Source organism: Paraburkholderia sp. BL17N1 (assembly GCF_003634175.1).
Classification (GTDB): Bacteria; Pseudomonadota; Gammaproteobacteria; order Burkholderiales; family Burkholderiaceae; genus Paraburkholderia.
Genome location: NZ_RBIW01000002.1, coordinates 219035 through 232710, shown reverse-complemented (window position 1 = coordinate 232710; position 13676 = coordinate 219035). Strand labels below are relative to the sequence as shown.

The following is a 13676-nucleotide window of genomic DNA, read 5'->3' as shown; positions in this document are numbered from 1 at the left end:
TCTCACGCGCTGTGGCGTGTCTGCGTCTGTTCCAGGATTGCTGATGCCAAGACCATGCGGTCCCAGTTACCCGGAACATTCATCGGACTGCGCCTTGGACGAAAGACCCTTTCGCCGGAAGATATAGGCCGGCCTGAAAGAGCGCAGCATCCGGCAACTCTCGCTAGGCCAAGCCGCCAGAGCTGTTCTGCATAGTGTCCTGTTTGCGAATCGCTCCAGTAAATACTCACGGTGTGAACGGAAAGTATCTCCTGTACAAAGATTCGGGACGGACGAGGAGTCGCCTCAGCGTCGCGGTATGGGCTCGGGGGCTTGCGTTTGCCGGGGCGAAATCTTCTTTCGAAGGTGCTTTTCACGGCCTTTCCCATCGTCACCCGCTCGGGATTAAGCAGCGTCAAAATAGCTCGTTCGAAGATGTCCTGATTGCTCGCGTATGCCATCATCCACCTCAAAGGTAGTCTGCATCCCCGTCAGGTGCGCCCATGATTTTCGTTGATGCAAGAGTCCGTGGGAGCGACCCGGCTCAGTAATGCCAGTGGAACTGAACCTGCCTTGCGTGAGGCCAGGGAGTCCGTCCCTGTTTCGCTCTCATCTGTGGGTCACGAAGAACAGTGGACCCATAGAGGTAAGTTAAGCCTTGATCGTAAGATTCACCATTCGACAAACGGCTGCCCTTCTTGCGTCGGGCGCAAAGTTCGTTATACGTGGGTATTACTGAAATACTCAGATCGTCGATGTTGCAAGGATGGACGACGCGTGGCCATCTTGACTCGGGTCTATCAGGCACGCTGGAACTTCGTGTGGTTGAGACGAAGATGGGTGCGTCTGTTGCCAATCTTGCAGCTGAGTCGTCCGTCATGGCCCTCGGCGTCTGCATTTTCGTCAGATGAAAGACGTGCAGCACCAGCGGGTCCAGAAGCTTCTACCTCACAAGACACAAAGGCGCACATACCGGAATCGGTACAAATTTCGGCGAAACGCGCGGGCGTTGATTACTATAGTGAAAGCGGGCCGCTCGATTTCGTCAAACCATTTCGAAGACTTAGCCATGAAACAGGACATCCGTGGAACAGAAAGGGAACCGGTACCTAAATCGCTGGTTTACATAATCGACGACGACGAGCATGTTCGCGGCGGGGTCGCATCGTTACTCACGTCCGTCGGCATCCAGGTGCGGGCCTTTGAATCGGCAGACGACTTCCTGGCCGAAGAATTGCCGGCAGTGCCCAGCTGTCTTATCTTGGATATCCGGCTGCGAGGCTCCAGCGGCCTGGTTTTGCAGGAAGAGTTTTTGAAAGAAAGTATTCGCTTCCCGATTGTGTTTCTTACCGGACACGGCGATATCGAGATGTCGGTAAAGGCAATGAAAGCGGGTGCCTTTGATTTCATGACAAAACCGTTCAAAGATCAACAGTTGATTGACACCGTCGCCGCAGCGTTAAGGAAAGATCGTGAATCAAAGCGAAATGAGAGCCTTGTTGCGGACGTGCGCACCACATACGGCTCGCTAACTTTGCGAGAGCAGGAAGTTATAAAGCTGGTGGCCCAAGGACTTCTGAACAAGCAGATCGCTGACACGTTAGGAGTCAGCGAACCGACAATCAAGGTTCATCGCGGAAGAGCGATGCACAAGTTGGGTGTCCGGTCTGTAGCGGATCTAATTAAAAAGTTGCAGCAGTTGACATCAAAAGGCTAACGGGGGCACGGACCAATTTCTCGCTTAATCTTTAGTCCCGAAGCGCGAGGACAGTAGCGCTGCGCGGAACGTTTTTCCATCTCATCATTCCCACGTCTATTTGTATCATCCGAAGGTCGAATTGGCGGGCAATCGGTTAGGTAGTAACTTGATCTGAGAAACCCGACTGAGCCGAAACTCAATCAATCGGCCACTTGATGCGATCGGTACAATCTTCCGGGATGATCTGAATGGTAGACAACGATGAGTTTATCCGTATCGCACCGTCAAGCGTTCTTCGCTCGGCTCGCTGGTCGACTGAATATTCGTCGGCGATTCAGCTTCTTGGTGACGCCCGCACACCGGCCGCGGCGGAAGGTGCCCAATATAGCCACGCGGATCACTCTCTTCTCCGGCCTCTCCCTGAGCAGACCAGGGATCTATGCGGGGCACTATTCGATGCAGATTACCGCGCTGGGCGGGCCATGTTTCCCCGCAAATTAATACGGTCTGGTCAAAATGCATCAACGAGTATAGCCGTCTCACGAGGTATCGCAGTAGTTCTTCTGCGCGCATACGTCGCGCACGGTCGTCTGTGCCCAGGATGTCCCCGTAGGACACTGTCACCGAATCTGCGTCGTTCGAAGACCTTATTGCCGTGTCGACCGCTGGACGACGACTTGCCCTAGATTCAGATCCCAGAATCATTCCAACGAAGTCAGGGCCTGAGATGAAAGCAAAACGCGCTTCTGCACTCATTGGCGTGGTCGACGACAACGAATTCGCTCGGATGGGCTTGGCAAGCATGTTACGCGCAGAAGGCTGGAAGTCCGCTACCTACTCTTCGGCTGAGCAACTGCTGGCTGATACCCGTCGGACAAAGCTTCAGCTGGTGATCACGGATATCCAGATGCCCGGCATCGACGGCTTTGCCTTGCTCGCTGCCATCAAGCTCTGGGCGCCTCCAATACCGGTGATTTGCATTACAGCTTACGCGACGGAAGCGATTTTGGCTCGTGCGAGCGCTGACGGGGCTGCTGGTTTTTTTCCAAAGCCGGTGGACGATGAGGAACTACTTGCACTAATTGCCAAGCTATTGTGTAAGGGCGACTGATTGTGTCTCCTTCAGGTTCGCTCAAAAATGAACATTGAGTCCCACGCGCACCGCAGTCTGCGTTGAGTTCGACGACCGGCCGATAAAGTTATTGGCAGCGACCGCAGTTTGTCCAGTCGAGTCGACTCCAGACGCTTTTTGTATCATCGCCTCAGCATAAATGAAGGTAGTCTTCTGAAGGAAATACTGAATGCCGATTGTCGTCTGGATGTAGCTTGCGGAACCGAGCCCATTTGGATTATCAATGGTGGATACGCTATTTCTGGTCGTAACGTTGAATGCAGACCCGAAGATCAATGACGGTAAGATTGTATACCGGACGTTAAACTCGATGTTTTGGAATATCGCGTTTCCGGTATATTGGAGAGCGTTGGGTCCTGCATCGAGATCGCCGAGGCCTTGAAACTGCGTGTTCGTATAGAGCACCCCGAACATGGCGGATCCCACATTGTAGGATGCCCCGCAAGAAAACACCTGATAAGTATGGGCAGACGCGAACCCACTGTCGACCGGGGAAAGAAAATAGACGCCTGCCGTTGTAACCGGAATGTTGACGTTGGCAGTTTCGGCGGCCAGTCCCCGGTTTGGCGATTGGACATTGTTGTAGCTGGCACCAAGGACGACCGACCCAACATCGTATGTCGCAGCAATAGATGCAACCTGTCCCCGGGTGATGTGCCCGGCAACGCCTCCCGGCGCGTAGAGTAACTGAAGATTGAAGCCGCGGATTTGCGGCGCAACATACTTCAACGCGCCCGGTACCCGGAATGTGTCGTAAAAGTTGTCGACGTCTCCCGGATGCGAGCCAAGGATGCCAGCCCACTGGGACGCAGCCGCGAAATCCGGTGCGATGAGCGCGACGTCTGTATTCAACTGCCTCCCGGCGCGCAAAGAGCCGAAGTCGCCGGCAAGTCCGACATAGGCCTGGCTGCCAAAAAGGCGAGCGCCTTGGCCCAGAACGCCATTCGACGCATTGAAGCCGTTCTCGAGCCTAAACACGGCGCGCATTCCGCTGCCTAGGTTTTCCGTTCCCGATAGCCCGACCCGATTACCTTGTATGCCGTTGTCGCTGAGGCTGATGGCGCGGCTCCCGTTATTGTTCGTGTTCAGCAGCAAGCTTTCATCGATCGACCCATATAGCGTAACCGCGCTTTGAGCGGGCAGCCCGCTGGTTATCGCCATCATCGAAGCGCCGGCGAGCCACGATATCTTCACAGTCGTCCCCATGGCTGCAAAAAACAGGCGTCTTGAGCCTTTCGTTGTGTTCCATTTGGAACAGCGCTAGAGTTGAGCATTTGCAATACTATCCTGGCGTATTGCGACCGCACTACGCATTTGCAGTTTTCGGGCCGTGCCGCGGAGGAGGTGGCTTGTGTCGCATGTTCATTGGCGGTCAGTTCCTTCAGGAAATTTCACGTCGACCGGTTCGAGCGAGCCGGATAAGGTCTTTAGGAAAGTTATCTGGCGGATTATGCCAGTGCTGTTTTTGATATTCGTTCTGTCCTATATGGATCGCGTCAATATCGGGTACGCGAAGCTTCAGTTTTCTCACGAACTGGGTTTGACCGATGCGATGTATGGGATGGGCGCGGGGATATTCTTTATTGGGTATCTGGTGTCGGGCGTGCCCAGCAATCTGCTGCTTGTACGCATCGGCTCTCGTGCGACGATTTCGCGAATAATGATTACTTGGGGAATTGTCTCATCGCTAATGATGTGTATTTCCTCGCCGACGCAGTTTTATTTGCTTAGATTTCTGCTGGGCGTCGCTGAAGGCGGACTGGCGCCTGGCGTCTACCTCTATCTGACCTTCTGGTTTCCTGATGCGCTTCGCGCAAGAATGATCGCCATCTTCCTTGCCGCTATTCCGGTAGCTGGCGTTTTATGTGCGCCATTATCTGGTTACTTGCTCGAGACTATGCATAACGTCAATGGCCTTAAAGGTTGGCAATGGATGTTCTTGGTAGAAGGTATTCCTTCGATCATTGTCGGCATACTGGCCTATTTTATGATTGAAAACTCGCCGCAAACTGCGAGATGGCTCACTGCGGCCGAGAAGAAATCGGTGGCGATTGCCCTGGCATCGGACGCTGGCGGAGAATCGGAAGTCAGGCGTCGGTCCGGCGTATGGGAAGCGATGACATCGAAGACGTTTCTGATCCTCGCCTTCATTGAAATCATTGGGGGTGTTGCTGTCGCCGGGTTCGCGTATTGGCTTCCCCAGATTGTTCACGATCTTGGGGTTCGGACGCTAAGCAGAAACGGCCTAGTCACTGCGATTCCCTATCTGTCTGCAAGTATCGGAATGATCATATGGGGATACTCTTCAGACCGGTTTGGGGAGCGCCGATGGCACTATGCAATAGCCGCTTCCATGAGCGGCTTCGCGTTACTCGTGGCTTCCAGAGATGGAACGAATTTTTATGTCGCAATAGGTGCGTTGTCGCTGGCGTACACGGGAATCATGTGCTGTGTCAGCGTGTTTTGGGCTTATACAACGACATACCTTAAGGGGCGAGCGGCGGTAGTAGGAATTGGCGCGCTTAATGCGTTCGCGTCTCTAGCAAACTATGCGAGCCAGTATGCGTATGGTTCTGCAAGCATGGCCACGAACAATTCCCGGTCCGGCTTGTATGGGATTTCGATCGCGTTGTTACTCGCCGCCTGCCTTGTGCTATTTGTGCCGAAGAAATTGCGGAATGGTTGAGCGTTTACGAACGACGGCATAGTCGTGAAACGCAAGATCTATGCTGGCTTCAGCGATTGTTGGTCTGAAGGCAGCATTGTCCGCGACTATGTAATCTCCAAAAACCGTTTCTTTCGCGTTGATAGAAGCGCTTTCTCCTTTCTGACAGACGGGTGTTCTCTATGACAGAGGATTCCGGGTACACGCTGGAATTGCTTCGCGAAGACGCCGGTCTCACACTTTACCGTGGCAGGGATTCGAACACGTTAACACCTATCGTGGCGGTTGCTGCTACCGTCCCTCAGCCGTCGCCACACATTCTGCAGCGGCTCGAACATGAGTGGTCGCTCGCGACTGCGCTCGATTCAGCCTGGGCGGCCCGTCCAGTTGCATTAACGCGTCACCAAGGGCGCACGGCCCTTATTCTTGAGGATCCGGGCGGTGAGCCTCTTGATCGAATCATTACGCAGCAAAAAAACACTCAGATCGATCTGACGCGTTGCCTGCGCATTGCCATCGGACTGGTGGCGGCACTGGACCAGGTTCACCGACACGGTCTCATACACCGCGACGTTAAGCCGGCAAATACACTCGTGGACAATTCTGGACGCGCGTGGCTTATGGGTTTTGGTATCGCATCACGCGTGCCGCGCGAACGTCTGCCGCCCATGCCGCCTGAGATCGTCTCCGGCACACTTGCATATATGTCGCCAGAGCAGACGGGGCGTATGAATCGCTCTGTGGATTCTCGCAGCGACCTGTATTCCCTCGGCGTCACACTATACGAGCTATTCACCGGCGCTCTCCCATTCTCTGCGTCAGATCCGATGGAGTGGGTGCATTGTCACGTTGCAAGGCAGCCGCGCTTGCCCGGAGAACAGGGATCGGTCATTCCTTCTTCCGTCGCCGCCATCATCATGCGCCTGCTGGCCAAAACGGCTGAGGAGCGTTATCAAACAGCCGTAGCCGTGGAGCGTGACTTCAGGCGATGCCTCGACGATTGGGAGACGCACGGGCGAGTCCATGCGTTCCTGCCTGGTGAACGCGACGTGCCGGACCGACTTCTGATCCCGGAAAAGCTATACGGGCGCGAATCGGAAATCGGCGTACTGCTCGAATCCTTTGAACGAGTTGCTGCCGGATGCCGGCCGGAACTGGTACTCGTGTCCGGCTATGCCGGTGCAGGCAAATCCTCGGTCGTCAATGAGCTTCATAAGGCGCTCGTGCCGCCCCGGGGCTTTTTCGCATCGGGAAAGTTTGACCAATACAAGCGCAACATTCCGTATGCGACTCTCGCAGAAGCTTTTCAAGGCCCTGTCCGTGCGATCCTTTCAAAAGGAGAGGAAGAGTTAGACCGGTGGCGAGTTGCTTTCCGCGAAGCGCTCGGACCGAATGGTCAACTGATGGTGGATCTCGTTCCGGAATTGAAACTCATCATCGGCGAACAGTTGGCCCCTCCTGCACTTTCGTCGAGAGAGGCGCAAAACCGCTTTCAACTGGTATTCCGGCGATTCATCAGCGTCTTCACGCGCGATCAACCGCTGGCGCTTTTTCTCGACGATTTGCAGTGGCTCGACGCAGCCACGCTCGATGTAATCGAAGATCTCGTCACCCAGCCAGATGTGGAGCGCCTTCTTCTAATCGGTGCTTACCGCAACAACGAGGTGTCGCCTGAGCATCCGCTGAAGCGCAAGCTGAAAGCGGTCCGCCGCTCAGGTGTGAGGGTGAGCGACATTGTGCTTGCACCGTTAGAGCGCAGTGATCTGGAGGCGTTGCTGGCGGATTCGCTGCATTGTGAGCGGCCGCATGTCGGCGCATTGGCACGACTCGTAGAGGCGAAGACCCGCGGTAACCCGTTTTTTGTCATTCAATTTATCTACGCGATGTTCGAGGAAGAACTGCTTATCTTCGACCACGGTCGAGGGGCGTGGAGTTGGGATCTGAATCGCATCCGCGACAAAGGCTATACCGACAACGTCGTGGACCTGATGGTGGAAAAACTGAATCGCTTACCGAGTGGAACCAAGAAAGCACTTCAGCAGCTTTCCTGTCTGGGAATCAGTGCTGACTTTGCGACACTGCATGTGGTCTATCAGGACTCGATTGATGAATTGCATGACCAGCTTTGGCACGCAGTTCGAATGGGTCTTGTTCATCAGCTCGAAGACTCTTACCGCTTCGTTCATGACCGTGTGCAGGAAGCCGCTTACTCGCTGATTCCTCAAAGTCTGCGGGCGGATGCGCATTTGCGGATCGGCATGTTGATGGCGTCGCGTGCGTCACCACAAGCGCTGGATGAGCATATCTTTGAAATTGTGAACCAGCTTAATCGTGGCGCTCATCTGGTCAACTCGATTGAGGAGCGCGAGCGGATTGCTCAGTTGAATCTCATCGCCGGACGACGGGCGAAGACCTCGACGGTATATGCCTCGGCAATTGGGTATCTCAACGCCGGGCGTGAATTGCTGACGGACGAGACGTGTGACCGCAACGACGAACTGATCTTTTCAATCGAGAGTCTCCTTGCAGAATGCGATGTACAGACGGCTAATCTGGCATCTGCAGAAGCGCGGCTTTCGATGCTCGCGCGACGGGCCACGAGTGCGCGCGATAGGGCATTGATCACGCGTTTGCGTCTGACGCTCTACAACCTCCTAGATCGCAGCGACAGAGGCGTCGATGTATTCATTGAATATCAACGAGGTCGCGGCGAAAGGTGGTCACCGCACCCATCGGTCGGCGAAGTGTCGAAGGAGTTCAATCAGGTTTGGTCGCGCGTGAGTGAGAAGCAGAAGGGAGAGCTTGTCAACTTACCCCTGGTCAAGGATGCTGATCTGCTCGATATTCTGGATGTGCTCACCGAAGCTGTTCTGACGGCGCAATTCACTGATGAGAACCTGCACGCCCTTATTCTTTGCCGAATGGTAGAAATAAGTCTCGACTATGGCAATAGTGATGCATCGTCGTTTGCATATGTCACGTTGGGTCAGCTCGCCGGATCCCGGTTTGGTAATTACGAAGCCGGATTCCAACTCGGGAAACTCAGTTACGAACTGGTCGAAAAGCACGCGTTTGTTCGGTTTCGGGCGCGGGTTTACATGCGATTCGGCAATCTGATCATGCCATGGCGATGCCATGTCAAGACAGGGCGGGATCTGGTGTGCCGCGCGTTCGACGCCGCGATCCAGTCTGGCGACCTTACGTTTGCAGCATATAGCTGCAGCAACCTATACACGAACATGCTTGCAGCCGGAGACCCCCTGTCCGAGGTTCAGCGCGAAGCAGAAACGGGTCTAGCATTTGCAGAGAAACTGAAGTTCGGCCGTGTCATCAGCACGATCACTACGCAGGTCATGTTTATTCGGACGCTTCGCGGCCTCACCGGAGGATTTGGGACCTTCAACGACGATCGTTTCGATGAATCTCGATTTGAGCGTCATTTGTCCAGCAACCCGACGTTAGCGAGGCCTGAGTGCTGGTATTGGATTCGCAAGTCGCAGGCGCGCTTTCTGGCGAACGACTATGAAAGTGCCATCGACGCGTCGGAGCACGCCGCGCGACTCTTCGAGAAGTCGCATTCCAATTTTGAAGTGATGGAGTTCCATTTTTATGGTGCTCTAGCAAGAGCTTGCGCCATCGATTACGCGACGGACGAGCTGAGAAAAAAGCATGCGCAGGCACTAAACCGACACTATCGACAGCTCAGGATATGGGCAACGAATTGTCCTGCCAATTTCGAAAACTGCGCGGCGCTGGTGGAGGCAGAAATTGCCCGCATCGAGGGGCGTCTGCTCGATGCCCAGTTTGCTTATGAGAAGGCCATTCGTTCGGCGAGTGCGAACGGATTTGTGCACAACGAGGCAACTGCAAGCGAGCTAGCGGGGCGCTTCTATGCGACTTTGGAATTTGACAAGATTGCGCGTACTTATCTAAGCGATGCTCGCCGGTGCTATCTCAGTTGGGGTGCGATAAGCAAGGTCGAACAGCTAGACAAACTGTACCCCTATCTCAACGGCCACCTGACCACGCCGGCCTTCAGTGGCACGATCACCGCACCGACCTCACTTCTCGACTTGGCCACGGTCATCAAAGTCTCGCAGACACTGTCGAGCGAGATGGTTCTACCGAGCCTGATCGAGAAGCTGGTTCGACTTGCTGTCGAAAATGCGGGAGCGCAGCGCGGCTTGCTCATTTTGCTTCGAAGCGCTGCGCAGGGTGGTGAGCCGAGAATCGAGGCCGAGGCGACGAGCCAGGCCGGTGGAATTGATGTTGTCGTGCGGCAGTCGATCGTCACGTCGTCAGACCTTCCGCAAGCAGCGCTGGATTACGTAATCCGCACTCAAGAGCGTGTTCTACTCGATGATGCATCACGCGACATTTTCTATTCGGAGAATGACTATGTAAACCAGAAGCGATCGCGCTCCCTTTTGTGTTTACCGATCTTGAAGCAGGCGAAACTTATCGGCATTCTCTATCTGGAAAACAGCTTGGCAGCGGGTGTTTTCACCTCTGACCGAGTTGAGTTATTGCAACTTCTTGCCTCGCAAGCTGCGATTTCGTTGGAGAACGCAAAACTGTATTCCGATTTGCAGCGTAGTGAAGCATTTCTTTCACAAGGTCAGAAGATCAGTCACACGGGCAGCTTTGGTTGGAATGCATCGAGTGGAGACCATTATTGGTCTGAGGAGGGTTATAACATCATCGAGTACGATTCCCGGGTTCAACCCTCCGTCGAGCTCGTACTGCTGCGCGTTCACCCTGAAGATCGAGATTCCGTTCGTCGAGCCCTTGACGCTTCCTGGACCGAAAAGAAGGACTTTGATAGCAAACATCGCTTTCTGATGCCTGATGGGCGCATCAAATATATCCACGCTTCGGGTAAAGCGGTCAATATAGAAAATCTTGATTTTGTCGGTGCTGTTCGTGATGTGACGGAACGCGAGCGGGCAGAGGAGAGCCTGCGGCAGGCGATGATCGATCTTGCACGCATCAATCGCGCGACAACCATGGGAGAAATGGCAGCCTCTCTGGCCCACGAAGTCAGTCAACCGATTTCGGGTGCGATCGGCCACGCAAGCGCCTGTCTACGGTGGCTTTCCCGTGACAAGCCGCGCACAAAAGAGGCGCGCACGGCCGCAACCAATATGGTGGAAAACGTTCGGAGGGCGGCGGAGATCGTGGTCAGGATCCGCAAACAATTCGAAAAGGGTGCTCTGAACCGTGAAGTCTTTGAGGTCGGTGAGATCGTTCGTGACACAATCGCCCTCTTGCGCGGCGAGATTCAACGATACGATGTAGCCGTGAGAGTTGACTTGGCACCCGACCTCCCTCGCGTGGTGGGAGATCGAGTGCAATTGCAGCAAGTCGCGATGAATCTGATTCTTAACGGCATAGAAGCGATGAAGGATATCAATGGCTTAAGAGAGATAGTCGTGACGGCCGAGCGGACTGGCGAGGCGATTCTCGTGTCGATCAGGGACACCGGAATCGGTGTCCAGTCGAAACTGGCGGAGCAGATTTTCGACCCATTCTTTACGACAAAGCCGCATGGCACAGGCATGGGACTTCGTATCAGCCGTTCAATTGTCGAGTCGCATGGCGGGCAGTTGTGGATATCGAGCAATATGGGCTCGGGGGCGACGTTTCAATTCACTTTGCCTATCCGCGAAGACCGAGATCGAGATTCTAAATCACAATAGCGACCTTGATTTCGCAGCGACGCCGTTGTTTTTTCTGTGTAGCGGTAGCGAAAGAGAGCGTTCAGGCAAGAGAGTCGGAGCCTGCCAACAGAAATCCTGGGTTTTTATTTCCATCATGGAGCGGCCCCCTGAAAGACCGGACACTGTCCGCCACTTACAATGACGGGTATCGGGCGGAAACCAGCGCCCGACTGTCAACCATCGGTCGGGATTCAGCCGGTGGATGCAATGATTTGCTGGAATCGTCCGGCTGGCGTTTCGGAGTTCAGGGTCTTTCTCGGACGCTCATTCAATCGTGTTGCTACAGCATTAAGTTTGGCTTGGGAATATTCTGACAGGTTGGTGCTTTCAGGCAGGTACTGCCTTAATAGCCCGTGAGAATTTTCGTTCGATCCGCATTGCCATGGATGCTTGGAGGGCGCAGAAGTAGAACTGGATAATTTCCAAGTCCGTTTTCCAGCACGCCGGTATGTACAGCTGCGGCAAAGTAACCTGCACTTCTCCACGGATAATCCGTTCTTGTCTCACGAGCTTAGGTTTGAGATCAACGCTCAAGATGCATGCTCTGTTTTTTGAGATGCATCGTGGTGGAGTTGAGCCCGGCCCCCATCCTACCGGGAGCCTTCAGACCCAACTCGCGAGCATCTTTTCGATGCACCCCGGAGCCAGCGTCACCCGTCAGTCGTTCGTCTCCAAGGCACTAACTTCGCCACCTTGCCCGGGGTCTCAAGACTATCCCACAGTCCCGGGGTATCCCGTGGCCGCTGCCGTTATGTCTCCGACCAGCCACGCGACAATCCCGATTCAAGGGACTGCTCCTAGTATAAGGTGGCGCCTTGAGGGGGATGTGCGCTTTTGGGTATCCACTTGAAAAGCTTGTTGCCCCAAGCGTTAAATTCGGTCCAAATATTTGTCCCGGACGCTGAAGACCGGAAAAATCCACAGTAGGAAAATCCGATGTTTGGGCCGCCGTCGTTCCCCCGATTAGGTATGGCTCGAACTGTCGCTTATCGGGCCGATTTGAGACACTCGCCATCGACCAAGATCTTCAGCAATTGCTGGTAGAGGGCCGTGAAGATCCACGGCCCTCAGCTCTTTACAGCTTCCTCGTGCAAAGCTCCGCGATCTGCTCAACCGTCGCACTTTCTCGCGCGAGCGTGCGTCGGTCCATCCACTCGAAGCGGCCAGACAGGATGGCGTTTTTGCCAACCACCACGCGTTGCCGACACGCAATCAACTCAGCATCGGCAAGCTTTTTCCCAGCCTGGGCTAGTCGGTCGTCAACGAGCACACTTAATCCTTTCGTCTGCAGAACGCGTCGAAGCTTCTCGGCTTCGTCCTGGTGCTCCTGACGCTCCCAGTCGATCACCGTTAGCACGACATCGAACGCGTTGAAACATTCACTTCCCCAAAATCCTCGATCGTCGCGTTGGCGGCTCAGCAGGAGCATTACAAGGCGTGAAATGCCCACTCCGAAGCAACCCATTTTGACAAATTCGCCCTGAGCATTGACCAGCCCCATGGCCCTCGAGTAGCGGTCGCCGAGGTCGAAGATGTGCGCGCATTCGAGCGATTTTTGGCCGTCGGTCTCGTCCTCGCCCAGTTCACTGAGAACATGGAACTCCTCGGAACTTCGTCCGCCGATTTCGCCGTTGTCGCAGGACCTTATGATGGCGTCCAATCCAAGCCGGTTGAAGATGCGAATGTATGCATCACGAACCGCCTCGTACGCTTCTCGAGCGCCAGCTTCCGTGGCATTGAACGCATAGGCGTCTTTCATGATGAACTCTTTGGCTCTCGCCAACCCGCTGCGCGTCCTTAACTCGTCACGATACTTGTTGCCAAACTGATAGAGGCCTAGGCTCAGGTCCGTCTTGTTGTAGTGAGTCTTGACCATGTTGGTAGTCAGTTCCTCACACGTAGCGCCGAGGCAAAAAAGCCGACCACTCCGATTGGTCACTCGCATCAACTCGTCGCCATAGGCGTCGATTCTCCCGCTTTGCCGCCACAGGTCGGCATCCTGCAGCAGGCTCATCTGGACCTCGCAAAATCCGGCCCGGTCCATCTCCTCGCGCACAACGACTTCGACGCGACGTTGAGCCCTCAATCCCAGCGACATCCATGAGTAAAGTCCTGCGGCGTCCTGGTGGATGAAGCATGCCTTGCGAGCGAGATCGGTCAGATCCAGCCTAGTGTTGTCTTGCTCAAAAAAACTGTTCGAAAAAAACTGTTGTGAGAACTTCATCGTGTGCTCCGGATTCTAAATTCAGCGGAAAAACAGGCCTGAAAATAAAAAACGCCCGCGAGGGGCGTCCGGATCGTCGATTGTCACGCAAGAAGCTGGTGGCTAGCCTTTCATATGCGTATTTTGAGGTCGCGAGCAAACTCCGGACGCCGCTGCGGGCACCAGAGGTCGTTGCGGAAGATTCCTCAAAAATTCCATGTCTTATGTATGTCCAGAAGCGGAGGACGGTTGCGCTCACGCGCTTCGCAGGGGTCGCC

General features: G+C 54.6%; 7 protein-coding genes and 1 pseudogene. 4 read left to right on the top strand and 4 right to left on the bottom strand.

Annotated elements, in window-relative coordinates; translation table 11 throughout:
• Positions 1–2: 2 nt before the first annotated feature.
• Entirely contained in the window at positions 3–368 is a 366-nt protein-coding gene (locus B0G82_RS20885; RefSeq protein WP_241974987.1) for a DUF3331 domain-containing protein, read from the bottom strand.
• 680 nt (positions 369–1048) lie between these two features.
• Between B0G82_RS20885 and B0G82_RS20880 the strand changes: the two genes are divergently transcribed.
• Together B0G82_RS20880 and B0G82_RS20875 are read left to right on the top strand one after the other, a co-directional pair.
• On the top strand, positions 1049–1696 hold the full coding sequence (locus tag B0G82_RS20880) for a response regulator (RefSeq protein ID WP_121310753.1): 648 nt from the start codon (positions 1049–1051) through the stop codon (positions 1694–1696).
• Positions 1697–2405: 709 nt separating this feature from the next.
• Positions 2406–2789, top strand: a complete 384-nt coding sequence (locus tag B0G82_RS20875) for a response regulator (RefSeq protein ID WP_121308892.1) — start codon at positions 2406–2408, stop codon at positions 2787–2789.
• A gap of 21 nt (positions 2790–2810) precedes the next feature.
• Here the strand turns inward: B0G82_RS20875 and B0G82_RS20870 are convergent, their stop codons facing one another.
• Entirely contained in the window at positions 2811–3974 is a 1164-nt protein-coding gene (locus B0G82_RS20870) for a porin (protein ID WP_158608180.1), read from the bottom strand.
• A gap of 187 nt (positions 3975–4161) precedes the next feature.
• Here B0G82_RS20870 and B0G82_RS20865 point away from each other — a divergent pair, with 187 nt between their 5' ends.
• On the top strand, positions 4162–5496 hold the full coding sequence (locus B0G82_RS20865; RefSeq protein WP_241974772.1) for an MFS transporter: 1335 nt from the start codon (positions 4162–4164) through the stop codon (positions 5494–5496).
• A gap of 161 nt (positions 5497–5657) precedes the next feature.
• The gene (locus B0G82_RS20860; protein ID WP_121308889.1) at positions 5658–11174 is read left to right on the top strand and encodes an ATP-binding sensor histidine kinase; all 5517 of its coding nucleotides are present in this window, start codon (positions 5658–5660) and stop codon (positions 11172–11174) included.
• Positions 11175–11386: 212 nt separating this feature from the next.
• On the opposite strand, the pseudogene B0G82_RS20855 reads toward B0G82_RS20860, so the two are convergent.
• Together B0G82_RS20855 and B0G82_RS20850 are read right to left on the bottom strand one after the other, a co-directional pair.
• A pseudogene (locus B0G82_RS20855) lies at positions 11387–11612 on the bottom strand (IS30 family transposase); the annotation flags it as partial.
• Between the two features lie 658 nt (positions 11613–12270).
• Positions 12271–13419 carry an aminoacyl--tRNA ligase-related protein gene (locus B0G82_RS20850; RefSeq protein WP_121308888.1) on the bottom strand — a complete coding sequence of 383 codons (1149 nt, stop codon included), beginning with the start codon at positions 13417–13419 and terminating at the stop codon, positions 12271–12273.
• Positions 13420–13676 lie beyond the last annotated feature (257 nt).